Source organism: Parasutterella sp. St.1A3, assembly GCF_059728705.1.
Genome location: NZ_BAAGFK010000001.1, coordinates 545,478 through 572,097 on the forward strand (window position 1 = coordinate 545,478; position 26,620 = coordinate 572,097).

A 26,620-nucleotide genomic window follows, 5' to 3' on the forward strand; every position below is an offset into this window, starting at 1 on the left:
AAAACCACACAATATGATACGGCATTTTCAGGAAACGGCCGTAATGCGTTCCGAGTGCTTACCACCGGAACGTCATCGAGAGCCGTCCTGTAGTATCTCACACACCCTATTCTGCCACGACATTAAGTCACTTTTTGTCAGTAACTCGCCGAGATCAGATTTTTGTGCGGATTTATGTTGTTTTTTCACAACACATCCGCCTTTAACCCAAACCTGATATACGCATTGTGCTTCAACCGCGTAAACAAGGCAGGATAAAACATCCAAAACGGGCACGGTTACAAACCGTGACAAGTCAATGGCAATTAGGTCGGCATCCTTCCCGATCTCGAGAGAGCCGACCCGCTCATCAGATTTTAGCGCTTTGGCCCCGTTTATTGTTGCCATTTCGATAATTTGATTTACATTCAGCGCGCACGGATCCTTGGAAAATCCTTTGGCAATCATCCCGGCTGTGCGCATCTGCTCAAACATGCTTAACGTGCACGCGCTGGCGGCTCCGTCTGTGCCAAGCGCCGTATTGACGCCCGCTTCAAGCAGTTTGGCGACCGGGCTCGCGCCGCATCCAAGCCGCATATTGCTTACCGGACAATGGATAACGCTTGCACCTGATTTGCTCAAAATCTCAATATCACGATCTGAAAGACTTACGCAGTGAACCGCTGCCGTTCTCTCATTTAAGCAGCCGATCCGAGATAAGTATTCCACCGGTGAGCATCCGAACGCTTTGATGGCGTTTTCGCGCTCTTCATCGGTCTCCGACAGATGAATCTGCCATGTGGTGTCAAGCGTTTGCGCAAGCCGCATCGATGCCTGAAGCGCTTCTTTGGAAACAGAGTAGGGCGCGTGCGGCGCTAAATTAATACTGAGAAGATCATCGTCGGCGGCTGACGCAAAGAGCTTTTCCGCGCCCTGAAGACACTGCGCCTCTCTGCTGTACTCTTTGGACGGAAAGCCGATCACAAACGCGCCTTCGACAACGCGAAGCCCGTTTTCCCTTAGGCCTCTTGCGGCTTCAGCGCCGTAAAAATACATGTCGTGGCACATGGTCGTGCCGCCGTGAATCATTTCCGCTCCGCCTAAAAGCGCACCCTGATAAACAAATTCCGGACTCATCAATTTGCCTTCAATCGGCCAAATGCACTCGGTTAGCCACTGCGGAGTGGTCAGATCGGACCCGACGCAGCGAAGCAGATTCATCGAAGCGTGCGTATGACAATTAATTAAGCCGGGCATCAGAGCGCAGTCTTCAAGCTGTTCAATTTCGTCAGCTTCAAAATCCGCTAATTCCGAGATCGGAGCGATCGCTGAAATCCGACCGTCCCGGATCGCCAGAAAATGTCCTTCAAGAACTGCGCCTCGGGGCACGACCGGAATTATCCAGCGAGGAATAAGAATTTTGTCAACTTTCATCGTTTGTCTCGGCTACCGGGTTGAATGGCTTAATGTGTCTAAGGTCACCCTCGATGAGAGGACGCGTCCTGCTCAGCTCGTAGGAGGCCTGAGCCACTAAAAAGAAATTATCGTCTAATCCGAAATAGCGCGACAAGCGCAGCGCCGTGTCCGCGCTCACGCTTCGTTTTTCCGCAAGTATCTGACTGATGCGCGTCTGCGGCACGCCGATGTCTTTGGCAAGTCGATAAGGCGTGATGCCGAGCGGCTCTAAAAACACTGTTTTTAAAATCGTCCCGGGATGAATGGAAGATAAATCAATCATTAGTAACGTAATACGATAGTATCGTCTTACAATATCACATAAAAACCGATCAAAATAAGTTTTAGCATCGTTTTCGGCATTATTTGGCGTTTCGTCACGTAAAATTGACAGGTTAATTTTTGATGTCATAAAAGGATTTACAGATGGCTGACAACGATCAGAACGAAGACACAAAAGAAAAGCCGGAAGGCGAAGAAGGCAAGCGCCGTCCCCGCGGCCGCAAGACCGACCGCAGAGGCGAACCCGATTGGGCGCTGATTCGTGAGCAGGTTAATAAAGCGGAACGCGTTTCGCTTGAAGAGGAAATGCGCCGCTCTTACCTGGATTACGCGATGAGCGTCATCATGGGCCGCGCGCTTCCGGACGTGCGAGACGGCCTGAAACCGGTACACCGCCGTGTGCTGTTCGCGATGCATGAGCTGAACAACACTTACAACAGCGCGCATAAGAAATCCGCTCGCGTCGTCGGAGACGTGCTCGGTAAATACCATCCGCACGGCGACTTCGCCGCCTACGAAACGATCGTTCGTATGGCGCAGAGTTTCTCCATGCGCTATCCGCTGGTTGACGGGCAGGGCAACTTCGGCTCAATCGACGGTGACGGCGCTGCGGCGATGCGTTACACCGAAGTTCGTTTGGCAAAGATTTCTTCTGAAATGCTTGTCGGTCTCGAAGAGGACGCTGTTGATTTTGTACCGAACTACGACGGTAGCGAAAAAGAGCCGACGGTTCTCCCGACGCTGCTTCCGGAGTTGCTGGTCAACGGATCGGCCGGTATCGCGGTCGGTATGGCGACCAATATTCCGCCGCACAACCTCTCTGAAACAGTCAACGCGTGTCTGCTGATGCTTGAGCATCCGGATGCGACGATTGATGAGATCATCAAGGTTCTTCCCGCGCCGGACTTCCCCACAGGCGGTATTCTTTACGGTCTTGCCGATGTGCACGAAGCCTACAGAACCGGTAAAGGCAAAGCGGTGCTTCGCGCCAAAACGCATATTGAAGAATGGGATAACGGCAACCGTGAATCCATCATCATCGACGAAATCCCTTATCAGGTGAATAAGCGCCTGCTGCTGGAGAAGATTTCTCAGCTCGGCAGTGAAAAGAAAATCGAAGGGATTTCCTACGTTCGCGACGAATCCGATAAAACCGGTATGCGCGGCGTTATCGAGCTCAAACGCGGCGCCAACGCCAACGTTGTTCTCAATCAGCTTTATAAGAACACGCAGCTTCAGGATTCCTTCGGCATTAACTTGGTCGCTCTGGTGAACGGTCAGCCGAAACTGCTCAATATCAAGGAAATTATTCAGGAATTCCTCTTCTTCAGAAGAGAAGTGGTGAACCGCCGGACACGCTTCCAGCTCGATAAGGCGATTTCCAAGATCTATTTGGTGGAAGGTCAGGCGGTCGCGCTCGCTAACCTCGATGAATTCATTGAGATCATCAAGACATCAGCCAACGGCCAGGAAGCCGAGGCTCGTCTGCTCGCGCGCGAGTGGCCGGCTGAAATTGCCGCTCAGCTGATTGAACGAGCTCAGATGGATAAGAGCGAAATGCGTCCGAAGGGCGAGGATCTCAATCTTGGTCTCACCGATCAAAAGACTTATCGACTGAGCTCGCTTCAGGCAAGAAATATTCTTCAGATGCGCCTTCAGAGCCTGACCGGTCTCGAGCAGGACAAGATTCGCGGCGACTATCAGGCACTTGCCGATCAGATTGTCGATCTCAACGATATTCTGAGAAAACCCGAGCGCGTGACACAGATCATTGCCCAGAGTCTGAGAGATATTCAGGCTCAGTACGGCGACGAACGTCTGACAGAGATCGTTCCGTTTGCCGAAGGTGTTAAGACGAAAGATCTGATTCCGCTTCGCGAAATGGTGGTCACCATGACCGATACCGGCTACATCAAGAGCCAGGCTTCGACCGAGTACCGCGCTCAGAAACGCGGCGGACAGGGTAAGAAAGCGGCTCAGATGCGCGAGGGCGATCTGATTAACCAGCTCTTTGTGGCGACTACCCATGACGTGCTGCTCTGCTTCACGAATAAAGGCCGCATGTACTGGCTTAACGTCTGGGATGTTCCGGAAGGCTCTTCGGCTTCCAAAGGCAGACCGATCGTTAACCTCCTTGAACTCGTGGAGGACGAAAAAGTCACGGTTGTCCTTCCGATCTCCGACGAGGACTACGACAAAGACTGGTACATCTTTATGGCAACCGCCTCGGGTACCGTTAAGAAGACTCCGATCGGCGACTTTAGAAATCAGCGCAGGGCGGGCATTATCGCCATCAACCTGCTTGAAGACGACGTGCTGATCGGCGCGGCTGTCACTGACGGCAGGCACGATGTGATGCTCTTCAGCGACGACGGCAAGGCGGTACGCTTTGCCGAAGACGAAGTCCGCAGCATGGGCCGCGCTGCAACCGGTGTCCGCGGTATGCGTCTTGAGTTCGGACAGAAACTGATCGCGATGCTGGTCGCGGGCGACGATGACATGACAGTCCTTACCGCTACCGAAAACGGTTACGGCAAACGTACTCCGATTGCGGACTACACCCGCCACGGCCGCGGCACTAAGGGCATGATCTCTATCCAGACGTCGGAACGCAACGGCAAGGTGGTCGCAGCGCTCCTCGTCAAGGATGAAGATGAAATCATTCTTCTTACCTCCGAGGGCAAACTCGTGAGAACACGCGTCAGCGAAATTCGCGTGATGTCGCGCAACACTCAGGGCGTCACACTGATTTCTATGGCTTCCGACGTTCATCTGGTCGGCCTGGAACGCGTGACGGAGAACGATGACGGAGATGCCGCTTCGGATGAAAACGCCGTAGAGGCCGAAGTCATTTCCGAAACAGCGGCAGAAGAAAAAGAGATCGAAGAGAAAGACCGCGAAATCATCGAGGAAGAAAAAGATGACGAGAATTTATAACTTTGCCGCCGGCCCTTCGGCCATGCCGCTCAGCGTGCTTGAGCAGGCGGCAGCGGAAATGACGGATTGGCACGGCTTAGGTCTGTCCATCCTCGAAATGAGCCACCGCAGCAAAGACTTCATTGGTATCTACCGTGAAACAGTCTCTCTGCTGCGTGAGCTTTACGGCATCCCTGATGAATACGAAGTCATGTTCCTTCAGGGCGGCGGTCACTTAGAGTTCGCTATGGTCCCCATGAACTTCTCCGTGGGCGGCTGCGGCAATTATGCGGTGAACGGGGTCTGGAGCAAGAAGGCCTTTAAGGAAGCTCAGAAGATCGGAGAAGCGGCCGAAGCGGCCTGCGTCGATCTCAGAGCGCCGCGTCAGGACGAAATCAAGCTGACGGAGAACGCTTCCTACCTGTACTACTGCTCTAATGAAACGGTTAACGGTATCCGCTACTGGTATACGCCCGAAGTGTCTGTGCCCCTGATTGCGGACATGTCAAGCGACTTTCTTAGTCAGCCGGTCGATGTCCGCAAGTTCGGTCTTATCTTCGCGGGCGCTCAGAAGAACTTCGGACCGGCGGGGCTCACCGTCGTCATCGCGCGCAGAGATCTGCTCGGAAGAGCCGATCCCTCGACACCGACGATGCTCGACTACGAAACCTACGCAAAGAGCGAATCAATGTACAACACGCCGCCCACCTTTGCGATCTACATCGCCAATCTGGTCGCGCGCTGGCTGCTCGATCAGGGCGGTGTCAAGGAAATGCAGCGCCGCTCTGTCATTAAGAGTCAGATTCTTTACGATCTGATCGATCAGTCCGAGGGCTTTTATTACAACAACGTGGAGAAGATTTCCCGTTCACGCATGAATGTCGTCTTCAACCTCAAAGACGAGTCACTAAATGACGAATTCGTACGTCAGGCCTATGAGAAGCGTCTTGCCAATATTAAAGGGCACAGAATTCTCGGCGGCATGAGAGCTTCTCTGTACAACGCCGTCAGTATCGAGGCGGTGGAAGTGCTTGCCGACTATATGAAGAAATTTGCCGAAGCTCACAGCTAAGGAGAAGACTCAGAATGAACATTGATGAAGAGCTAAAACCCCTTCGCGCTCAAATCGATGAAATCGACGCTCAGATCGTTGAGCTTCTGAATCGAAGAGCTGAAGTTGTAAAGAAGGTCGGTGCGGTTAAGGGAAGCGCTAATGCGCCCGTTTATCGTCCCGACCGGGAGGCCGAAGTGCTGCGCAAAGTTTGGGCGCAGAGCAAAGGCGCTATGACGGAAAAGGGCATCAGCAGCATATTTAAAGAGATTATGAGCGCCTGCCGCGCGCTGGAACATAAGGCGCGCGTCGCTTACCTCGGGCCTCAGGGCACGTTCAGCGAGCTTGCGATGCTTCGTCAGTTCGGAGCGGGTGTGGACGGCATTGCCTGTGAACGCATTGATGATGTGTTTCATGCGGTGGAAGCGGGCAGCGCCGACTACGGTATCGTCCCGATCGAAAACTCGACTGAGGGCGCGGTCAATCGCTCGATGGACTGCCTTCAGCTCACGAATCTGACGATCATTGCGGAGACCTCAATCCCGATCAACCATAATCTTCTGACAACGTCCGGCCGTATGGACGGCGTCAAGCGCGTTTACTCCCATCCACAGTCGCTCGGACAGTGCGTGAGCTGGCTGAACCGCCACTATCCGCAGCTTGAGCGGGTCCCCGCGGCAAGCAACGGCGAAGCGGCTCGTCTCGCTTCTTTGGATCCGGAATCCGCCGCGATCGCAGGCGAAGCGGCTGCTGAGCATTACGGACTGAAGATTGCTTATCCGAGCATTCAGGATCAGTCCACCAACCGCACGAGATTTGTGGTGCTCGGTAAAGAAGGAACGTCACCCTCTAAGGCGCCGGGAAAAGACAAAACATCCCTGATTATTTCCGTACCGCATAAAGCCGGAGCGCTCTTTCAGGCGCTCAAGCCGCTCTATGACCACGGCGTTTCAATGACGCGCTTTGAGTCGCGCCCGGCCAAACGCGGTTCATGGGAATATTTCTTCTACGTGGATATTGAAGGTCATTGCGATGATCCCAAGGTACGCAGCGCACTGGATGATTTCCGCAGCAGCTGCGCTTCATTTAAGAATTTAGGCTCTTATCCGATTGCCAATGAAGAAAGCGGATCAGAAGACAAAGGAACAAAGTTATGAGCGAAGAACAAACAATCCAAACCCCGCTCTGGGTTCAGGAACTGGATAAATACAAGGCGAGCAAGCCGATTGAGGACGTTGCTGCGGATCTCGGCCTGAAGCCGGAAGATATTATCATGCTGGTCGCCAACGAAAACCCGAACGGCATGAGCGACAAGGTTAAGGAAGCGGTCTCTAAGGCGGTCTTCAGCCTGAACCGTTACCCGGACGCGGACTCCTACCATCTGCAGAAGGCGATTGCCGAGAAGTACGGCGTGCCTCAGGATTGGGTTGTGATCGGAAGCGGCTCGAGCGAGCTTCTCGGACTGGCGGCACAGACGGTGCTCTCCGTCGGCACAACTGCGATTTATCCGCAGTACTCCTTCTCGCTTTATCCGATGGTGGCGCGTCTTTGCGGTGCTGAAACGATTGAAGTGCCGGCAACAGGCGACTACAACGCGGATCTGCAGGCGATGCTTGACGCGATTGACTCGAGAACCCGCCTGATTTTCCTGACCAATCCGAATAATCCGACCGGAACGTATTTGGCCGAGAACGACATCCTGCAGTTCCTGGATCAGGTTCCGCCGAATGTTATGGTGCTCTTTGACGAGGCGTATGTGGAATTTTTAGAGCCTGCGCTTCAGTGCGATTCTGTCGAAATGGTCCGCAGACACCCCAACGTGATGATCGCAAGAACTTTCTCCAAGGCATACGGGCTGGCGGGCGCCCGCGTTGGGTACGGTATTGCGCAGCCCGAGCTTCTTTCTCTGCTCAACCGCGTGCGTCATCCCTTTAACGTGAATGATCTATCTCAGATCGCCGCTCTTGCCGCGCTCAAGGATCAGGATTTTGTGAAGAAGACGCTCGAAGTTAACAAAGAGGGCATTAAATTCCTAACCGAAGCGTTCGATCAGCTTGGACTGCCTTATATGGGGCTTCATGCGAATTTCATCACAGTCCGCATCGGCAGCCATGCCGATGAGATTGTCGATTATCTGCTGAAGAAGGGCATTATCGTGCGCCGTATGCGCTCTTATGACCTTCCTGAATGGGTTCGCGTCACGGTCGGAACACCCGAGCAGAACGAGAGATTCCTCGAGGTTCTCAAGGAAGGTCTGAACAAGTTCGGAGAGTAGCTTTGGCAACAATGTCTGTATTGGGCTGCGGACTGATCGGCGGATCCGTAGCCCTGAGCTGGAAAAAGGCGGGTCTTGTCGATCATGTAATCGCCTTTGATATCAATGAAGAGAACCAGAAAACCGCGCTTGAGAAAAAGGTCGCTGACGAATGTACCCTCTCCCTTCGCGAGGCGGTTGAGAAATCCGATATTGTCGTCGTGTCCGTGCCTGTCAAGGCGATGGAAAGCGTTTTTGCCGAAATCGGCAAGTACCTTAAAAAGGGCGCGGTGGTCACTGATGTCGGTTCCACCCGCGGCTCGGTCATTGCGGCCGCGCGCAAGGGGCTCGGAGATAAATTCAATCAGTATGCGCCCGCGCATCCGATCGCGGGCGGCGAGATGCCGGGCGTCGAGTACGCCGATCCCGATCTCTTTCTGAATAAGGTTGTGATCTCCACGCCTGCCGAGGGTATGGATCCGAAGGTTGTCGAACTGATTACGGAGAACTGGAAAAAAGCGGGCTCCAAAGTTCAGGAGATGACGCCCGAGGAGCATGACAGAATTTTTGCGTCCGTCAGCCACCTTCCGCATGTGCTTGCTTATGCGCTTGTTGACATGATCGCGAAGGAGCCTTCCGCGCACGTCAAATTGAAACTGGCGGGTGCGGGATTTAGAGACTTTACCAGAATCGCGGCGAGCTCACCTGTGATGTGGCGCGATATCTGCATCAGCAACCGCGACGCGATTTCCGAGGAGCTCCGCAGCTATCGCAAAGAGCTTGACGCGCTTCAGAAATATATTGATGAGGGCGACGCTCAGGCCATTGAACGCGTGTTTGAGAACGCGATGCGTAATCGCCGCGGACTGGTTTTCCCCGGCAAATAGCAATAAAAAGGATTCTATTTATGAATGAATGTCTCAGAGTCAGTCCGATTTCAGCGGTTAGAGGCTCGGTGAGTCTTCCGGGTTCTAAAAGTATTTCCAATCGGGCGCTTCTCCTGTCGGCTTTATCCGACGGCGTCACTGAGGTGCGAAACCTTTTGGTGGCGGAAGATACCGAAATGATGCTTGGCGCGCTGCGCGGGCTCGGAGTCGGATTTGAGCAGAATGAAGACGGCACGATCGTTAAGGTGACGGGCTGCGGCGGAGCATTCCCGGTTAAAAAAGCCGATCTCTTTCTCGGCAACGCGGGAACCGCTATGCGTCCTTTAGCCTCTTCGCTCGCTTTCAGCGGCGGGGAATACACGCTTGACGGGGTTGCCCGCATGCGTGAGCGTCCGATCGCGCATTTGGTTGAAGCGCTCAACGCACTTGGCGCGAAAATTTCATATTTAAACGAAGCAGGTTTTCCACCGATCAAAATTGAACCGGCGTTTCACATTCGAGGAAACCTCGCGCACATTCGCGGAGATGTCTCCAGTCAGTTCCTCTCAGGACTTCTGATGGCTGCGCCTCTGCTTGCGCCGGAGGAAGGCCTGAGGATACGCGTAGACGGCGAACTGATCAGCTCGCCGTACGTCTCGCTGACGTGTCGTCTCATGGAGAAATTCGGTGTGACGGTAAAAACAACGGAGAAAGACTTCCTTGTTCCTCGTGCGCGCTACAAATCGCCGGGCGTTTTTGAAGTGGAAGCAGATGCTTCGAGCGCATCGTATTTCCTCGCGCTTGGCGCTCTTGTCGGACCTCTCAAAGTGGAAGGGGTCGGACAGGACAGCGTTCAGGGAGACGCTGCTTTTGTGGAGTATCTAGCAAAGATGGGCGCATCGGTTACCCGCGGTGAAAATTGGATCAAAACCGCACCGAATCCTTATGCGAAAAAACTCCACGGGATTGACGCGGATGTGAGAACCATTCCGGATGCGGCAATGACGCTTGCGGCTATTGCGCCGATGTGCGACGGCGAGACGACGCTCAGAGGAATCGGCAGCTGGCGGGTTAAGGAAACCGACCGTATCGCCGCGATGGAAAAAGAGCTGAGCAAAGTCGGCTGCAAGGTGGAAAGCGGCGAGGATTGGATTCGTATTACACCGCCGGAGAAACTGCAGAGCGCGACGTTTGACACTTACAAAGACCATCGCATGGCAATGTGCATGTCCCTGATCGCGGCGGGCGGTGTTCCTGTATTTATTAATGATCCGAAGTGCGTCGCAAAAACTTTTCCGGATTATTTCACTCGCCTTTCAACAGTGGTGGAGAATTAAGAATGGCAGATATTATCGCGATTGACGGACCGGTCGCTTCGGGCAAAGGCAGCGTTTCGGCCGGTGTCGCCAAAGTTTTAGGTTTTCATGTTCTGGACAGCGGCGCGCTTTACCGACTGGCGGGGACAGCCTGCGTGAAAGAAGGTGTGTCGCTTGACGATCAGGCTGCCGTGACGAAAGTCGCAGAAAATATGAAACCGCTTTTTAAGGACGGCAGAATTTATCTGAACGACGAAGATGTGACAGATGTTATCCGTACTGAAGAAGCGGGATTAAACGCGAGTCAAATCGCGGCCTATCCTACGGTTCGGGACGCGCTTTTTCAGCTACAGAGACGCTGCGCGCAGGAGCCGGGGCTTGTGGCTGACGGCAGGGATATGGGCGCAGTGGTGTTCCCGGATGCCTGTCTTAAAATTTTTCTTACAGCTTCGGCCGAATCTCGTGCAAAGAGACGTTATAACCAGTTGAAAGAAAAAGGAATTGATAGTAAAATCGACGACCTTGTTTCTGACTTGAAGGAGAGAGACCGACGCGACACTGAGCGCGCGGTAGCACCGCTCAAGCCGGCGGAAGGCGCGAGGATATTGGATTCCTCTGAACTTACGCTTCAGGAAACCATAGATAAAGTTCTCTCATGGTATCGGGAGATTAGGCCCTAAAAAGCCCTTTAATTTTGATGCCCCTATCGTCCATGGTGGCCGATGGGAATTTTTAACCGCTTTATTTCGATAAAGCAAACCATTTACATTCATGACCAACACTACAACCAAACCTACCGAAAGTTTTGCTGAGTTATTCGAGCAGAGTATCGCTAAGCAGGAAATGAAACAGGGCGAAGTCATCCCTGCAGAAGTTGTCCGCGTTGATTACAACTACGTTGTTGTTAACGCCGGCCTGAAGAGCGAAGCCTTCATTCCTGTTGAAGAATTCAAGAATGACCGCGGCGAAGTTGACGTCAAGGTAGGTGACTTCGTTTCCGTCGCTATCGAAAACCTCGAAAACGGCTACGGCGACACCATCCTGTCCCGCGACAAAGCTAAGCGCCTTGCCGCCTGGCTCAACCTTGAAAAAGCCCTCGAATCCGGCGAGCTGGTTACCGGTACCGTTACAGGCAAAGTTAAGGGCGGCCTGACAGTGATGACCAACGGCATCCGCGCATTCCTGCCGGGTTCCCTCGTTGATACACGTCCCGTTAAGGACACCACACCCTACGAAGGCAAGACCCTTGAATTCAAGGTTATCAAGCTTGATCGTAAGCGCAACAACGTTGTTCTTTCCCGCCGCGCGGTTGTCGAAGCCTCTATGGGCGAAGAAAGAGCCAAACTTCTTGAAACACTCAAGGAAGGCGCTGTTGTTAAGGGCATCGTTAAGAACATCACTGACTACGGTGCATTCGTTGACCTCGGCGGTATCGACGGTCTTCTGCACATCACCGACCTCGCATGGCGCCGCGTACGTCATCCGAGCGAAGTTCTTGAACAGGGCCAGGAAATCACAGCCAAGGTTCTCAAGTTCGACCAGGAAAAGAATCGTGTTTCTCTCGGTATCAAGCAGCTTGGCGAAGATCCCTGGATCGGTATCGCCCGCCGCTACCCGCAGGGTACACGTCTCTTCGGCAAAGTCACCAACATCACTGACTACGGTGCTTTCGTTGAGATCGAATCCGGTATCGAAGGTCTTGTCCACGTTTCCGAAATGGATTGGACAAACAAGAACGTCGATCCGAAGAAAGTTGTTGCTCTCGGCGACGAAGTTGAAGTCATGGTTCTCGAGATCGACGAAGAACGCCGTCGTATCTCTCTCGGCATGAAACAGTGCAAGCCGAATCCTTGGGAAGAATTCGCTGCTTCTCATCAGAAGGGCGACATCGTCAAGGGCCAGATCAAGTCCATCACTGACTTCGGTGTCTTCATCGGCCTCGAAGGCGGTATCGATGGTCTTGTTCACCTCTCTGACCTCTCCTGGACAGAACCCGGTGAGGAAGCTGTTCGCAAGTACAAGAAGGGCGAAGAACTCGAAGCTATGGTTCTCACCATCGATGTTGAACGCGAACGCATCTCCCTCGGTGTTAAGCAGATGAGCGGCGACCCGTTCACCAACTTCTGCTCTGCTCACGAAAAGGGCACTGTTGTGACAGGTACTGTCAAGAGCGTTGACGCCAAGGGTGCTGTTATTGACCTCGGCAACGACACTGAAGGCTATCTGCGCGCCAGCGAAATCGGCACAGATCGTGTTGAAGACGCCAGAAACGTTCTTAAGGAAGGCGATGAAGTCACCGCCGCCATCGTTAATATCGATCGTAAGAACCGCTCCATCCAGCTCTCCGTCCGTGCTAAGGACCAGGCTGAAACGCGTGAAGCGATGGCTAAGATCGGCAGCGATGAATCCAACTCTGGTACGACTAACCTCGGCGCTCTTCTCAGAGCAAAACTGGATCAGTCTAAATAATTACCAGAGAGCTTTAAGAAATGACCAAATCTGAACTCATCGCACTGTTGGCAAACGACCCCATGGTTATTGCCAATCGTCTGACGGTCAGGGATGTTGATGATGCAGTTAACTCCATCCTCAACGCCATGACTGCAGCTCTTGCGCAGGGCAGTAGGATCGAAATCCGCGGGTTCGGAAGTTTCTCGCTGAATTACAGACCGCCTCGTATCGGTCGTAATCCGAAAAGCGGTGCGACCGTTGAAGTTCCCGCAAAAATCGTGCCTCACTTCAAAGCAGGCAAGGAAATGCGTGAACGAGTGGATAACTCTGTTACTGAAGAGTAATGAGTAAGCGATTTCAATAAAGCGCCCGGCCCGGCTGAATAAGCCGGGCCTTTTTTTGCCGAATATTTTGTTCTTTGTCCCGATATAAACATCATTAGCGCTCAGCGAGGTAATGAGAATTACAATGGCAGGACAGTGAAAGCTCCCTCGTGGAGCACAATGACAGATAGATTATTAGACAGAGTGCGTAAAGTTATGACAACTGAAAATACGGTCAATGATCCGCAAAAAGTTTTGGATGAAGCCGCGCAGCTGCGCGGACTGGGCAAATTCTCCGATGCGATAGGTCTGCATCAGCAGTTAAGCGCTGATAAGAATATCCCTCTTCAGGTTCGCATCGATGCGCTGAAAGAACTGGCGATTGATTTTCTGAAAGCGGGGATGTTTGATCGAGCGGAGGCTGCTTATGAAGAACTCGCCGATCAAACGGAAGAGCTTCGTATCGAGGCCGATAAACAGCTTCTCAAGCTTTATGAAATGACGAAGGATTGGAATAAGGCGGTCACTAAGGCTGAAGAGCTTCAAAAAATTACAAAAGAGCAGTATCAATCCCGTATTGCACAGTTTTACTGTGAACTTGCCGCCATCAGTCTGAAGTTAAAGAAACCCGAAGAAGCGGAAAAAAATGTCCTTGAAGCGTTAAAAGCGGAACCGACAAGTGTTCGCGCGCGAATCCTGCGGGGCGATATTCTGAAGGCTAAGGGTGAGACCGACGCGGCAGTTAAGGCCTGGCAGGAAGCGGTCAAAGATTCTCCTAATCTTGAGAGTCTCGTCGCAGTTAAGATCTTCCCGACGCTCGCACTTCAGGGCAAAATGCAGGAAGCGGTTGGATATGTGCTTCAGGCCGCTCAAAAGGATCCTGCAATCTTGAATTTGGCCGCCTTTATGATCGTAAAAGCGGGTAAAGGCGAAGATGCTGTCTCAATGCTTAAAGCCGTGCCGGCACAGGGGCCGGCTGCCAACGCGATTTCTGCGCTCATCAGCGCGGTTGAACAAACCTTGAAGCGGCAGGCTGCTACCGGAAAGAATCCGCTTATTCCGGCCGGACTTTCCGAATTTAAGTGCAAAGAATGCGGCTTTAGAACCCACAGTTATTTATGGCGTTGCCCGGCTTGCGGAGCATGGGATACGATGGACTTGGAAAAGAAATAGGCGCCTGCGGGGGGATTTTTTAAAAAAGAGCAAAATTGGAAACAATTTATCATTCTTTTTTATGACAAAAATTCCTCTCAGTACCCGATAATAGTGGGATAAACATAACCTTTTTTAACCGAGGATTGATCAGTAGATATGTTAAAAAGAATAGGCTTTTTCCTTCTGACCAACTTAGCTGTTCTCGTCGTACTTGGCGTTGTCCTGAACATCGTTTCAGCTGTGTTCGGAATTAATTTCGCCAATGTTGCAGGCGCAGGCCAGAACTTAGGCACGCTTCTTGTCTTTGCCGCCATTGTTGGCTTCAGCGGCTCCATCATTTCTCTTCTGATGAGCAAAATGATCGCTAAACGCACTATGGGCGTTCAGATGATCGATGTCCAAAATCCGGCCAACAAGCTTGAAGCCTGGCTGGTCAATACTGTGCATTCACATTCTCAGAAAGCCGGTATCCCGATGCCGGAAGTCGGTATTTACGAAGGCGAAGCAAACGCCTTTGCGACCGGTCCGACAAAAAATTCTGCCATGGTTGCGGTTTCCACCGGTCTTCTTTCGAGCATGAATAAAGAAGAAGTCGAAGCCGTGCTTGCACACGAAATCGCGCACGTTGCAAACGGCGACATGGTCACTATGACTCTGATTCAGGGCGTGACCAACACATTCGTAGTCTTCCTTTCCCGAGTGATCGGTAACTTTGTTGACCGCGGCGTTCTGCGCAACGAAGACGACGCTCCCGGCATCGGCTATTACGTGACTTCGCTTGTCCTGGATATCGTGCTTGGATTCCTTGCTGCGATGGTTGTGGCTGCCTTCTCTCGTCACCGCGAATTCCGTGCTGATGCGGGTGCTGCTCAGATCATGGGTTCTTCTGCTCCGATGATCAATGCGCTTGCCAGACTCGGCGGTGTTCCGACCGAGGAGCTTCCGGCTGCAGTTAAAGGCTTCGGCATCATGGGCAACATCGGTGAACTCTTAGCGAGCCATCCGCCGATTGAAGCTCGTATCGCAGCGCTTCGTGAAATGCGCTGACCCCTGTACTAAATCAGCAGATAAGACAACGGCCGCGTAAGCGGCCGTTGTGCTTTTCAGTTACGGATTATTCCGTGTATTCCGGCTCTTCCCAGACATAGACTGAGGGAAGCTCTCCTGTGTATTTAACAACGTCAACCAAGCCGGAGGAGGCGATATTGCCGCAGGCGAGGTTTGATGTCGGAACGTCCATACTGAGCGTATTGGAGTTGCCGTGGATATCGAGCAGAGTACCGTCTTTCATCTTCTTCGGTGCGTACCATGCGCCGTGATGCAGAACGACAGCATCCTTGCGGACTCGATCCGTGACATAGGCGCCGGCCAGAGCCGCGCCTCGGTCGTTTTTGACCATGACGATGTCACCGTTCTTAATGCCTCGGGCAGAAGCGTTATCCGGATGAATCCAGAGCGGTTCACGGCCTCTGATATCCGCAAAGTAATGGCCGACAGCGCCGTCAAGCTGGCTGTGCATACGATAGCGGCTCTTGCAGGCCATATAGGCAAGCGGATACTTGCGGTTCGGAGTATTAAGGCATTCCGTCGGTTCGAGATAACTCGGATGACCTAAGCAGTCTTTGTAGCCGTAAGAGTGGATCTTCGGGCTGAAGATCTGAATCTTGCCGCTTTCCGTTGAGAGGTCGTTTGTTTCAGGATCCGCTCTGAAGTCGGCAAAGGCGACGAAGTCTCTGTCGGCCGGTTTCACGTCATAGAGGAAGTAGCCTTTCTTCCAGAAGTCTTCAAAACTCGGGAGCGCTACACCCATCTTGGTTCCAAGCTGACGGGATTCCTCGTAGACACGTTTAATCCATCCCATTTCGTCAAGACCTTCTGTGAACTGCTGTTCGCATCCCATGCGTTTAGCAAGCTGAGAGAAGATCCAATAGTCGGGTTTGGATTCCCACTGCGGTTCAATCGCCTGCTGCATCGCGACAAGACCATCATTGGAGTAGGTACCGATGTTGGTGATGTCGTTGTGTTCAAACTGCGTGGTTGCGGGCAGCACGATGTCCGCATGACGTGCAGTAGCGGTCCAGACGTTGTCTGTGACCACAACGGTTTCAGGTTTCTTCCAGGCTTCGGCAAGCTTATTGGTCTGAGGCTGATGCGCAAACGGATTGCCGCCTGCCCACATAACCATTTTCACTTCCGGATATGTGACCTTAGTGCCGTTAAAGTCGATAGTCTTGCCCGGGTGCAGGAAGCATTCAACAAATCGGGCAACCGGAATGACTTTGCTTCCTTTCCAATTCTGGTTAAAGGGAAGAACCGGCTTAACCGCGCCCGAGATACCGCCAAGGAACGGACCGTAAGCCACCGGCGAGCCGCCGTTGGAGTACTGATAGTTGGTTCCGATGCCGCCGCCGGGCAGACCGATCTGACCAAGTACGCTTGCAAGCGTAAAGCCCATCCAGTGCGGCTGTTCGCCGAATTGGATGCGCTGAATGCCCCAGCCCATCATGATCATGGTGCGGTTTTCCTGCAGCTCATGCGCCAGTGAAACGATCTTCTCAGCAGGAACGCCGGTGATCTTGGCTGCCCATTCAGGAGTCTTCGGAGTGTTGTCGCTCTTGCCGAGCACGTAGTCGAGGAATTTATCGTAGCCGGAAGTGTATTTCTTCAGGAATTCCTTATCCGCTTTACCGCTCTTTTCCAGTTCGTAAATCATACCGAGCATCAGGGCGCAGTCAGTGCCCGGAACCGGAGCGATCCATTCGCTGCCGAGGTATTCGCCGGTATCGGTGCGGATCGGATTGATGTCAATGGTTTTGATGCCGGATTCTTTAAGCGCACGGAAGTAGCCTGCGCCGTTATGAAGCGTAGTCAGCCAGTCAATGTCATTGGTGACGAGCGGGTCACACCCCCAGAGCACGACGCGTTTGCTGTTCTTGAGTACATTGTCCCAGCTTGTAGAGCGGGGATCGGCAACACCGATAACATAAGGAAGAATGCGGCCGATAGCAGCGGTCGAGTAGCTGTTGATGCAGCCGATAAAACCGCCGCAGAGATTCAGTAGACGCTGCTGCAGGTTGATTGCAGCATTGATCTTGCCGGTAGACATCCAGCCGTAGGAGCGGCCGAACATTGAGCTTGGACCGTAATCCTTGTAAACGCGCTTCATCTCTTTGGCAACAAGATCCAAAGCCTGATCCCAAGTGACGCGGACCCAACGATCGTTTCCGCGCTTATCGCGGGAGGCGGGGCCGTTTTTAAGATAACTTTCTCGAACCATCGGGAAACGAATGCGGCTCGGAGAGTAGGGTAGCTCGCAGAGGCTGTTCATGTTCGGAGTGGGCGCGTAGTCGTACTCGAAGGGCAGCAGAGCGACCATTTTGCCGCCTCTGACCTGAGGACGCACAAGCCCCCAGCGGCAGGCGGTAATGCACGATCCTTCATTAATCGGTGATTTTCCAAGACTGAATGTTTCTGTCAGCGCAAGATCGGGCAGCGGCTGCGGATTTGCTGCATACTGGGCAGCGCTTCCTGTGGCGGCCGGATAGTTGGCGGCGTTATTTTGTGTCGGTGCAGTCGGTTCGGCCGCGTGGGATGTGGCGGCTCCGACCCCTGTTGCCATGGATGCGGCAATGAATGTACGACGGGAGAGTTTCGTCATGCATTTCTCCTATGATCTTTGGGTTAAGATTAAAGGACTTCACGGTCCGATCTAAATGATAATGATTTTCGATTAGACTGGATATATAGTAGTTTTCTGAATTGTCTTTTTCTTATTTTTTTATTTATTTTTCAATATATTGGGTGATATATGAGAAAGAGCCTTTGTGCCGCAGCGCTTCTGTGTTTTGCCGCATCCGCATCAGCGGCTTATAAAGATGGAACCTATGTCGGTGTTGGAAACGGCAAAGGTGGAAGAACGAAAGTCAGCGTTGTGGTAAAAGACGGAAAAATCTCTGATGTCAAAATTCTGAGACACTCCGATACGGACGCAATTATGGCAGGACCTGCCGCGGAGCTTCCCGCAGCGATGGTCAAAAACAATACGCCTGACGTCGCGGATGTGGGCGGAGCGACGGAATCTTCTCACGGAATCAAACAGGCGGTAAAAGACGCGCTTTCCAAAGCGCAGTAAAAATAAAGGAGGCTCTTGGGCCTCCTTAACTTTTTTAGCGGATCCAAACCGGCTGACCAAGCTCCTTCTTTTTGGCCACACGGACCGCGAAGATGCCGACAATAGAACCTGAAAGAATCAGACCTCCCGTGATCGCAGACCAGTAGCCCGCAGCCCCGAGCGGCTCCGGTGTCAGATAATCGGTAAACGCCAGAATGCTTCCAAATCCCAAACCGAAGCCCCACAGGAAGACGCCGTAGAGCACCATCGGCAGTACTGTAATTCGATAGCCGCGCATTGCAAAGCTTCCGACACAGTTAATGGCGTCAAATACGTGGTAAATCGAGCAGAACGCAATCAGGGAGGCTGCAACAGCGATGACTTCCTGATCCTTGGTATAGAGACCGAGGAAGAAATACTTGAAGAAGTACAGCAACAGAGCGACGCAGACCGCCAGACAGATAGCAAATTTCAATGTTCTCTTGGTGGCTAGACGCGCATTCTGAGGACTGTTTGCTCCGATCGACTGCGCAACCAGCACCGAGCTTGTGACACCGATAGCGAGAGGCGCCATGTAAAAGAGTGAACTGAGGTTGGACACGATCTGGTGCGCTGAAACGATATCTGCGCCAAGACGAGAAATGAAAATCGTCATGAACGTGAAAGACGTCACTTCAAAGAAGGAAGAAAGCCCGATCGGAATACCGAGCCGCAGCAGATTGGCAAGCGCCTTGAGGTCCGGTTTGCAGATTCTTTCCTGACGCATCTTTGCGTAGAAGCTGTCATAGTGCCAAATGGCCCAATAAAGCGTGCAGCTGAGAAACGCATTAATGGTCGAAGAAATCGCGCATCCTGCGCCTCCGAATCCCGGAATGATCCACCAGCCGAAAATAAACGCGTAGTTTGTCGGGATCTTAAACAGCAGCATCAGAAGTGCAATCCACATCGCCACTTTCGGGCGAGAGACCGCGGCGTTAAGCGCCATGTAGGCTCTGCCGCACATCGCTGCAGGAAGTCCGATGGCGTTGATGATCAAAAAGCTTGAAGCGACTTCGGCGACGCGCCCTTGAGCATTGGTGAGAGTCATCCAAAGCGGCGTATATGTCATCAGCGCGATCGCAATGACCGAGAGACACATAGCGAGCCAAATGGTCTGATGAAGCTCATAGCCGATTCGTTTATGGTTTGCGGCTCCGAAATGATGTCCTGCAATCGGAGATAAGCCCTGCATGACACCAACCAGCGCAATAAATACGGAAACCGTAACGGCCAGGCCGATGGCTACGCCGGCAAGGTCCTGTGCTCCTAAGTGGCCGGTCATCAGTGTGTCAATTGTGGCGCCGCCTACAATCGCCAAGTTGGAAATCCAAATTGGCAAAGACAGCCTCAGGATTGACCAGTAGCTCGTGTCCGGCGGCTGCAGCCGCGGCAAAACTCGTGTTGTCATACCCTCCGGCCTCAGTCTGCGACTTTCTGAAGAATAAGGAACTGCTTACCGCTTCTCGGTCTGCCTTCAATGACTTTGACCGCTCGGTAGTCTGAGAGCGACTCTGGGGCTTCTTCAGAATCAGCGTTTACGCTTGCAACAACCCATTCGGGCTGTTCTTCCTCGTTAAAGGAAATGCCGCCCCAATAGTTGAATGCGGCGATATCGCTCTTGGTAAGGTTGTACTGCGCGACAGTTCCGCTTTTTGCGCCTTCGGCTGCGAGTGCCTTAGCGGCGCTGTCAGCAATTGGCTGCATGGAGCTTGCGCCGTCAATCAGGCTGACAAAGAGACTCATGACAATAACCCAGACGGCAGTAAGGCCGGCTCCGTTCAAAAGAGCTCCGCGCCAAATATAGATGGGACGACGGAATAAGCGCCAGAAAACCAGCGCAAGCCAGGCGACAGTCATCACAAGGGCAAGAATCAGCAGAATACCGCTTGTTCCGTGTTCGGTAATGTTGGGCGCCAGACGAGTCAGAGAGTAGGCCATCTTCTCAGGTTCGCCCTGAGTCCACGCATAGAAGTAGAACCACACAGCGCCGATCGCCAGTGTGTAGACGACGATGGCATAGGTATCCAGTACGTTTTCTTCCGAATGTTTGAGGCTCACAATGCCGAAAGCAGCCAAAATAGCGAGCGAAGGCACAATGCAGAGGATCGTGCTGTTGGCTTCCGTTCCTGTAAAGAGGACCGAGCAGAGCGCGACCAGGAAGAAGGAAAGCGGAATGGCTACAGGAGCCTGATGAATCTGATTGCGCCAGGAGTACACACCCCAAATCGCCAAGGGCCAAAGCGGGAACGTCAGCCAGATCAGGTTTTTGATCAGCCAGGGATAATCCGTGAGCGCAAGCGGAGCAAACGCACTGGTGCTGAGACCAAGCCAGGACCCGAACCAGTGATAGCCCTCGGCGGGATAGGCGAGGAATACCAGAGCCGGCCATATCATGGCGGTCGAAAAGGCGGACGCGAGCGTAACGATCGTACGCTTGGTGCGGCTGGTGTAATCCGGAGTGCAGATAATTGCGACCCATGCTGCAAGCGCACACCACAGACCGACGCCGGGGCTGCTGCAAAGCGCGATAGCGCCGAGCGAAAGTCCTGCGAGAATGGAACCCGTCCAAAGATAACGCAGCGAAATAACGACGCAGAAAAGTACGAAAGAGGAAAACGCGAGAACCGCTGTGACCACGGATAACTCGTGGAAGGCCGCGATCAGACCGTAGGTTCCGACTGTCATCAGTACCGCGATATCGGCTAACGCTCTTGCGTAGTCCCTTTGGTGAACTTCAGAGGCAAATACAAATTTAAGCGGAAGTGCTTCGTCTCGGCTCGCCAGAGAATAGGCTGTGTACCAGATGGAAGCGGTGGTAATCGCAAACCACAGACCGGCCGCGATGTGATAAGCGGCGACATCGCCGAAGATGCGGCCGAATAAGAGGATGCTGATCGCTTCAAGCCAATAGGAAAGAGGGCCGGCGTCAGCTACCGGAACGTCATTAATATTCGGCATCAGCCAGTCGGAGAAAGAGCCGTTCGCCATGTTCCAGGCGACACCGAACGAGGAAAGTGAGCGGCCGCTCCAAACGTCTGAGGAGAAGAACAGCGGCAATACAAAGGCGATAAGAACCGCGAAAAGAAGCCAGCGGGGGAGTTTGCGTGCCTCCGACTCATTGACGGAGGCCGGAGATGAATTTGTTGTAATCACATCAAACCTTTGTATGAGAATGGATAAATAACGACTAAATTCTAACGATAAAAAGAAGGGCAGCTTATCGCTGCCCACTCATTACAAGCGCTTACGTTTGAATTCGCAAGCGCTGCTGTCGAATATTTGCTATTACTTAGCCTTAGCTGCTTTAGCGGCTTCTGCGCTTGCCTTGAGGGCGGCAGACTTGGCAGCAAACTTCTGACGGAATTTTTCAACACGGCCGGCTTCGACGATACGAGTCTGGGCGCCAGTGTAGAAAGGATGGGATTCGCTGGATGTATCAAGCTTAACCTGCGGATAGGTAACGCCGTCGATTTCGATGGTGTCACGAGCTTCTGCGGTAGAGCGGATGATGAAGGTCTTACCGATGGACATATCGGTGAAGGCGACTTCACGATACTGCGGATGAATATTCTGTTTCATGAAAGTTCCAAAAAAATTGTCGGTCGCCACCAACCTTGCGTGACTGCCTGCCGGTGCAGGTCTTATGTCAGGCATGTCGGAACGTGCCTAAGTTAAAACAAGGGCGACATTATGCCCTAAAAATCGTTTGAAAGCAAACGGATAGATTAAGAAGAAACCGGCTTCTTCTGAAGCCGGCTGATGTCCGGGGACGGTTAGCGTCTCATCATTTCGAAGAATTCTGCGTTGTTCTTCGTGGGTTTCATCTTGTCGAGGAGGAATTCCATCGCCTGGATTTCGTCCATGTCGTAGAGGAATTTTCTCAGGACCCAAATCATCTGAAGTGTCTTCGGATCAAGCAGCAGATCTTCGCGTCGTGTGCCGCTCTTGGCCACGTTGATGGCCGGGTAGACACGTTTTTCAGCAAGACGGCGGTCAAGATGGATTTCCATGTTGCCGGTGCCTTTGAATTCTTCATAGATGACGTCGTCCATACGGCTGCCCGTTTCGACGAGAGCTGTACCGATAATGGTGAGTGAGCCGCCTTCTTCAAGATTACGCGCGGCGCCGAGGATGCGTTTCGGGCGCTGAAGCGCATTGGAGTCCACACCGCCTGTTAGGACTTTGCCGGAGGCAGGAACAACGGTGTTGTAGGCGCGGGCCAAACGTGTAATGGAGTCAAGCAGAATGACAACGTCTTTCTTGCTTTCAGCAAGGCGTTTGGCTTTTTCGATCACCATTTCGGCAACCTGAACGTGGCGAGTTGCCGGTTCATCGAAGGTGGAGGCGATGACCTCGCCTTTGACGGAGCGTTCCATTTCGGTCACTTCTTCAGGACGCTCGTCGATGAGGAGCACCATCAGAATGACATCGGGATGATTGGCGGTAATCGCATGCGCGATGTGCTGCATGAGAACCGTCTTACCGGATTTCGGAGAAGCGACCAAAAGGGCGCGCTGTCCTTTGCCGATCGGGGCGATGATGTCAATCAGTCGGCCGGTCAGGTTTTCTTCCGAAGAGATGTCGCGTTCGAGCTTGAGCATCTGATCGGGGAAGAGCGGTGTGAGGTTCTCAAAAAGAATTCTGTGTTTGAGCGCTTCGGGAGGCAGGCCGTTGACCTTATCCACTTTGACAAGCGCGAAATAACGTTCTCCGTCCTTAGGAATGCGGACTTCGCCTTCAACGGTATCGCCGGTATGAAGATTAAAGCGGCGAATCTGTGAAGGGGAAATATAAATATCTTCCGTGCTGGCTAAATATGAAGACACCGGAGAGCGAAGGAAACCGAAACCGTCAGGAAGAATTTCCAGCGTACCGTCACCGAAAATCTGTTCGCCCGCTTTCGCGCGCTTTTTAAGAATGGCGAACATCAGTTCTTGCTTGCGCAGGCGGCTTGCGTTTTCTACGTCGAGTTCGAGTGCGATATCCAGCAGCTCGGAAACGTGCTTAGACTTTAGATCGGAAAGATGCATAAGAAATATCGACAATCGGGAGATTAATAGCAAAAATGCTTCACCGATTGGGCTTAATTAAATAATAGGGAGGGAGAAAAAGAGAGGTGGGAAGTCTCGGTCGGAGCCGACCGAGACGATTCGAACAATTAGCCGATAAACTTCTGAAGGAACGCTGCGAACTGAGCAGTGTTCATAACGCCGGCCTGCTGAGCCTGAAGCTCGCCGTCTTTGTAGACAGCCAGTGTCGGCACTCCGCGAACGTTCAGCTGCTGAGCAACGCTCTGACTTTCGTCAACGTTGTACTTTACGATCTGAACGCCTTCCGGCAGCGATTCTGCGGCCTTTTCCAGAACCGGCCCAAGCATGCGGCAGGGACCGCACCAGGGGGCCCAGAAATCGACAACAACGACGCCTTTCTGATTGAGAACATCATCAACAAAGGACGCGTCCGTCACATTTTTCAAAGCCATTTTTTTAAATCTCCTATCAAAATTGGAATGCTCTGACAGAGAACTCTGTCGGAGCCCAACAGGGAAAATACTAACACCGAGGCAAATAGGAGCCGCCGGGTATTCCCCAAAAGGGGATTCTGTTGGGATTCATGTAACTATACACAGTTTGCATACTGCATGATATTGAATAGAACTGGATTTTACGCCGAGCGGTATCCAATTGTTAAGAGCCGCTTCCTATTTTTGTCTGTTCATATATAATTCTGCCTGCGAGCCCCCTCGCATATGGAAACCGTGAATCTGGTCAGGTCGGGAACGAAGCAGCCATAGCGGAGGAAGTAGTGCCGAGGTGTGGTTCGCTTTTTCTTTTTGTTTTCCGAAGTGACCGTTGATGCCGATTATCCTAAAATCGGACAGCTTGCCTTAATATAATTTTCTTCAGGAGAAAGGCACTCTTACAGCCTTGTCGGAGATTCTTCATGTCATATCAGGTACTGGCGCGTAAATGGCGTCCTCATGATTTCTCGTCACTGCTTGGGCAGGACCACGTCGTTCGGGCTCTGACTCATGCGCTGACTGAGAATCGACTCCATCACGCTTATTTATTCACGGGCACTCGAGGCGTCGGCAAAACGACGATCTCCCGTATTCTAGCCAAGTGTCTGAACTGCGTCGGGGAAGACGGCAAAGGCGGAATCACCGCCGAGCCCTGCGGAAAGTGCGAAGCCTGCCGCGCGATCGATGAAGACCGCTTCGTTGATTACATTGAAATGGACGCGGCAAGTACCCGCGGCATCGACGACATGGTCTCACTGCTCGAAAGAGCGAAATATGTTCCGACCAGCGGCCGCTTCAAGGTCTATATGATCGACGAAGTGCACCAGCTGACGAGCGCGGCGTTCAACGCCATGCTGAAAACGCTCGAGGAGCCTCCGGAATACGTGAAATTTATTTTGGCGACAACAGATCCGCAGAAGGTTCCCGTTACGGTGCTTTCCCGCTGTCTGCAGTTCAATCTGAAAAGTCTTTCTCCGCAGCTGATTTCCGATCACATGGCTGAACTTCTGGTGAAAGAGGGCGTCTCATTTGAAAAGCCCGCGCTGCGACTTCTTGCGAACGGAGCCCGCGGTTCCATGCGTGACGGACTTTCACTTTTGGATCAGGCGATCGCCTACAGCGCCGGCAATCTGACGCTGGATTCGGTGCGCGAAATGCTCGGTACCGTCGACTCCACAACTTTGGTTCGCCTGCTTGGCGCGCTTGCCAATCACGATGCTAAATCCATTATGGCGGTCGCTGATGAGATCGGCGCGCGAAGCCTTTCTTATAACCAGGCCATGAAAGATTTGGCAGTGCTTCTGCATCAGATCGCAATGGCGCAGCAGCTGCCCGATACCCTCAATCCGGAAGAGCCGGATGCGGCGGATTTGGCGAAACTCGCACAGGCATTCTCTCCAAGCGAAGTCCAGCTTTTTTATCAGATCGCGATTCACGGCCGCAACGAAATGCATTTGGCGCCGGACGAGTACGCGGGCTTTACGATGGCGATTCTGCGCATGCTCGCCTTTGCACCGTTTGAAGGCAATAAAGTTCCGGCGATACCGGCTCCGATCACGGAAAAGCAAGCGGCTGCGGCTCCGCTCCCAAAATCTGAGCCGGCGAAGGCTGAACCGCCGGCTAAAACAAACGTTCAGCCGGCTGCAGCGGAGTCTGCAGTTTCTCCTGTCGTTTCAGATCCGAAGCCTCAGAAGGCAGAAGCGCCCGCATCGATGATCCCTCAGGGAGATCTGCCTCCGTGGGACATGTCAGAAAAGCGCGAAGTTGTTTATGTCGAAGGAATTCTCGCAGCTCGAGCACCGGCGCAGAAAAAAGCGGCTGTGAAAGAAGCGTCCGCACCCGATGCGACGGATAAGAGGGTCGCAGCGGTTCCTGCTCCTGCGGCGCCGGCAGCCGTCCCGAACGAATCGGACTGGGGAAATGATGACGGAGCGGCGTGGACTCCGACGGATTCAGATCTGAACTACGATGATTTAGTAGCGGCTGACCCCGTCGGGAGCAGTCCTTTTCCTTTTGATGACGTCTCGGCTCCGGATTTTCCGCCCGCAATGGACGACATCAGTTTTTCGGACGTCCCGTCAGCTCTGAAGTCCCTGCCTCGCAGAGCACGTGAAGAAGAAAAGCGTGAAGTCATCCCAGAGGAGCCGATTCAAATGAATCCTTGGCTTGAGGCGGCAGAAGCAATTCAGCTGGAAGATTCTGCTCAGCCGCTGGTGACGAGCGCCGAACTTGTCAGCTTTGAGAACAATCACATGGAACTCAAGGTGGATCTGGAGAAACTGACAGATCGGAATATGGTTGATAAACTTACCGCGAAATTGCGGGAGCGTTTCGGCGATAGTTTTACACTTTCCGTTTCAGTGGCCCGCAGCAGCGGACAGAATCTGCGCATGCTTTGGGCGCAGAAACTGAGAGACGAAAAGCGGGCGGCGTTCGCTTCGGTTAAGAACGAACCGCTCGTGAAGAAGGCTCAGGAGCTGTTTGGTTTTCAGGCGACTGCCGATGATCTCGAGCTTCTCGATGAGAACGGACAGGTCAGAAAGAATTAACTTTTTAAAAAGGATAGATAAATGAAAGGTTTTGGCGGAATGGGCCAGATGGGCCAGATGATGAAACAGGCTCAGCTCATGCAGATGAACATTCAGAAAGCTCAGAAAGAGCTTGAAACCATCGAAGTGACCGGTGAAGCCGGCAACGGTATGGTCAAAGTCACAATGACCTGCAAAAACGTCTGCCGTAGCGTTTTGATTGATGAAAGTCTGGTCGGCGCAGACGGCGATGTGGAAACACTTCAGGACCTGCTGCTTGTCGCTATCAATGATGCCAATAAGCAGGTTGAAGCAGAAACCAACAAGAAGATCAGCAAGGCAACCGGCGGCATGAAACTGCCGTTCTAATTGA

The 26,620-nt window shown here is 52.7% G+C and carries 21 protein-coding genes, 1 other RNA gene and 1 pseudogene; 15 read left to right on the forward strand and 8 right to left on the reverse strand.

The window, feature by feature from the left end; all coding sequences use genetic code 11:
* Window positions 1–72: 72 nt before the first annotated feature.
* Together AC6I1F_RS02525 and AC6I1F_RS02530 are read right to left on the reverse strand one after the other, a co-directional pair.
* A complete protein-coding gene (locus AC6I1F_RS02525; protein WP_289168625.1) occupies window positions 73–1,413 on the reverse strand; it encodes an amidohydrolase family protein in 1,341 nt (446 codons plus the stop codon).
* The gene (locus AC6I1F_RS02530; RefSeq protein ID WP_289172006.1) at window positions 1,403–1,846 is read right to left on the reverse strand and encodes a HigA family addiction module antitoxin; all 444 of its coding nucleotides are present in this window, start codon (window positions 1,844–1,846) and stop codon (window positions 1,403–1,405) included. Before AC6I1F_RS02530 ends, AC6I1F_RS02525 begins: the two co-directional genes overlap by 11 nt.
* A 14-nt stretch (window positions 1,847–1,860) precedes the next feature.
* Here AC6I1F_RS02530 and gyrA point away from each other — a divergent pair, with 14 nt between their 5' ends.
* The 11 genes and pseudogenes from gyrA to htpX all read left to right on the forward strand — a co-directional run bounded on the left by gyrA (window position 1,861) and on the right by htpX (window position 15,095).
* Entirely contained in the window at window positions 1,861–4,653 is a 2,793-nt protein-coding gene (gene gyrA / locus AC6I1F_RS02535) for a DNA gyrase subunit A (protein ID WP_289163239.1), read from the forward strand.
* Window positions 4,637–5,704 carry a 3-phosphoserine/phosphohydroxythreonine transaminase gene (gene serC, locus AC6I1F_RS02540; protein ID WP_160334454.1) on the forward strand — a complete coding sequence of 356 codons (1,068 nt, stop codon included), beginning with the start codon at window positions 4,637–4,639 and terminating at the stop codon, window positions 5,702–5,704. The genes gyrA and serC overlap by 17 nt, the downstream gene beginning before the upstream one ends.
* A 14-nt stretch (window positions 5,705–5,718) precedes the next feature.
* The gene (gene pheA, locus AC6I1F_RS02545; RefSeq protein WP_289172008.1) at window positions 5,719–6,840 is read left to right on the forward strand and encodes a prephenate dehydratase; all 1,122 of its coding nucleotides are present in this window, start codon (window positions 5,719–5,721) and stop codon (window positions 6,838–6,840) included.
* The gene (hisC, locus tag AC6I1F_RS02550; protein ID WP_289077132.1) at window positions 6,837–7,958 is read left to right on the forward strand and encodes a histidinol-phosphate transaminase; all 1,122 of its coding nucleotides are present in this window, start codon (window positions 6,837–6,839) and stop codon (window positions 7,956–7,958) included. Before pheA ends, hisC begins: the two co-directional genes overlap by 4 nt.
* Window positions 7,959–7,960: 2 nt before the next feature.
* The gene (locus AC6I1F_RS02555) at window positions 7,961–8,824 is read left to right on the forward strand and encodes a prephenate dehydrogenase (RefSeq protein ID WP_497801593.1); all 864 of its coding nucleotides are present in this window, start codon (window positions 7,961–7,963) and stop codon (window positions 8,822–8,824) included.
* Between the two features lie 20 nt (window positions 8,825–8,844).
* Complete coding sequence (aroA, locus tag AC6I1F_RS02560) at window positions 8,845–10,140, forward strand: 3-phosphoshikimate 1-carboxyvinyltransferase (RefSeq protein WP_251569719.1); 1,296 nt, start codon at window positions 8,845–8,847, stop codon at window positions 10,138–10,140.
* 2 nt (window positions 10,141–10,142) lie between these two features.
* Window positions 10,143–10,799, forward strand: a complete 657-nt coding sequence (gene cmk / locus AC6I1F_RS02565) for a (d)CMP kinase (RefSeq protein WP_160334449.1) — start codon at window positions 10,143–10,145, stop codon at window positions 10,797–10,799.
* A 91-nt stretch (window positions 10,800–10,890) separates the two neighbouring features.
* The gene (rpsA, locus tag AC6I1F_RS02570; RefSeq protein ID WP_160334448.1) at window positions 10,891–12,588 is read left to right on the forward strand and encodes a 30S ribosomal protein S1; all 1,698 of its coding nucleotides are present in this window, start codon (window positions 10,891–10,893) and stop codon (window positions 12,586–12,588) included.
* A 20-nt stretch (window positions 12,589–12,608) separates the two neighbouring features.
* A pseudogene (locus AC6I1F_RS02575) lies at window positions 12,609–12,908 on the forward strand (integration host factor subunit beta); the annotation flags it as partial.
* A gap of 165 nt (window positions 12,909–13,073) precedes the next feature.
* Window positions 13,074–14,066: a tetratricopeptide repeat protein gene (locus AC6I1F_RS02580; protein WP_289172009.1), complete on the forward strand. Its 993-nt coding sequence runs from the start codon at window positions 13,074–13,076 to the stop codon at window positions 14,064–14,066.
* Between the two features lie 138 nt (window positions 14,067–14,204).
* The gene (gene htpX / locus AC6I1F_RS02585) at window positions 14,205–15,095 is read left to right on the forward strand and encodes a protease HtpX (protein WP_160334446.1); all 891 of its coding nucleotides are present in this window, start codon (window positions 14,205–14,207) and stop codon (window positions 15,093–15,095) included.
* 67 nt (window positions 15,096–15,162) lie between these two features.
* Here the strand turns inward: htpX and AC6I1F_RS02590 are convergent, their stop codons facing one another.
* Entirely contained in the window at window positions 15,163–17,706 is a 2,544-nt protein-coding gene (locus AC6I1F_RS02590) for a molybdopterin-dependent oxidoreductase (protein ID WP_289164156.1), read from the reverse strand.
* A gap of 150 nt (window positions 17,707–17,856) precedes the next feature.
* Between AC6I1F_RS02590 and AC6I1F_RS02595 the strand changes: the two genes are divergently transcribed.
* Window positions 17,857–18,180, forward strand: coding sequence for an FMN-binding protein (locus AC6I1F_RS02595; RefSeq protein ID WP_160334445.1), 324 nt, complete (start codon window positions 17,857–17,859; stop codon window positions 18,178–18,180).
* Window positions 18,181–18,214: 34 nt separating this feature from the next.
* Here the strand turns inward: AC6I1F_RS02595 and AC6I1F_RS02600 are convergent, their stop codons facing one another.
* From AC6I1F_RS02600 to trxA, 5 genes are all read right to left on the reverse strand, one after another.
* A complete protein-coding gene (locus AC6I1F_RS02600; protein WP_160334444.1) occupies window positions 18,215–19,606 on the reverse strand; it encodes an MATE family efflux transporter in 1,392 nt (463 codons plus the stop codon).
* A gap of 11 nt (window positions 19,607–19,617) precedes the next feature.
* On the reverse strand, window positions 19,618–21,351 hold the full coding sequence (locus AC6I1F_RS02605) for an ArnT family glycosyltransferase (RefSeq protein ID WP_160334443.1): 1,734 nt from the start codon (window positions 21,349–21,351) through the stop codon (window positions 19,618–19,620).
* 132 nt (window positions 21,352–21,483) lie between these two features.
* On the reverse strand, window positions 21,484–21,777 hold the full coding sequence (locus tag AC6I1F_RS02610) for a type B 50S ribosomal protein L31 (RefSeq protein ID WP_160334442.1): 294 nt from the start codon (window positions 21,775–21,777) through the stop codon (window positions 21,484–21,486).
* A gap of 194 nt (window positions 21,778–21,971) precedes the next feature.
* Complete coding sequence (rho, locus tag AC6I1F_RS02615) at window positions 21,972–23,228, reverse strand: transcription termination factor Rho (protein WP_160334441.1); 1,257 nt, start codon at window positions 23,226–23,228, stop codon at window positions 21,972–21,974.
* A gap of 128 nt (window positions 23,229–23,356) precedes the next feature.
* Window positions 23,357–23,680, reverse strand: coding sequence for a thioredoxin (trxA, locus tag AC6I1F_RS02620; protein WP_160334440.1), 324 nt, complete (start codon window positions 23,678–23,680; stop codon window positions 23,357–23,359).
* Between the two features lie 250 nt (window positions 23,681–23,930).
* Between trxA and ffs the strand changes: the two genes are divergently transcribed.
* From ffs to AC6I1F_RS02635, 3 genes are all read left to right on the forward strand, one after another.
* Window positions 23,931–24,026, forward strand: an RNA gene (ffs, locus tag AC6I1F_RS02625) — signal recognition particle sRNA small type.
* Between the two features lie 115 nt (window positions 24,027–24,141).
* Complete coding sequence (gene dnaX / locus AC6I1F_RS02630; protein WP_160334439.1) at window positions 24,142–26,268, forward strand: DNA polymerase III subunit gamma/tau; 2,127 nt, start codon at window positions 24,142–24,144, stop codon at window positions 26,266–26,268.
* A 39-nt stretch (window positions 26,269–26,307) separates the two neighbouring features.
* Window positions 26,308–26,616: a YbaB/EbfC family nucleoid-associated protein gene (locus AC6I1F_RS02635; protein ID WP_304879052.1), complete on the forward strand. Its 309-nt coding sequence runs from the start codon at window positions 26,308–26,310 to the stop codon at window positions 26,614–26,616.
* Window positions 26,617–26,620 lie beyond the last annotated feature (4 nt).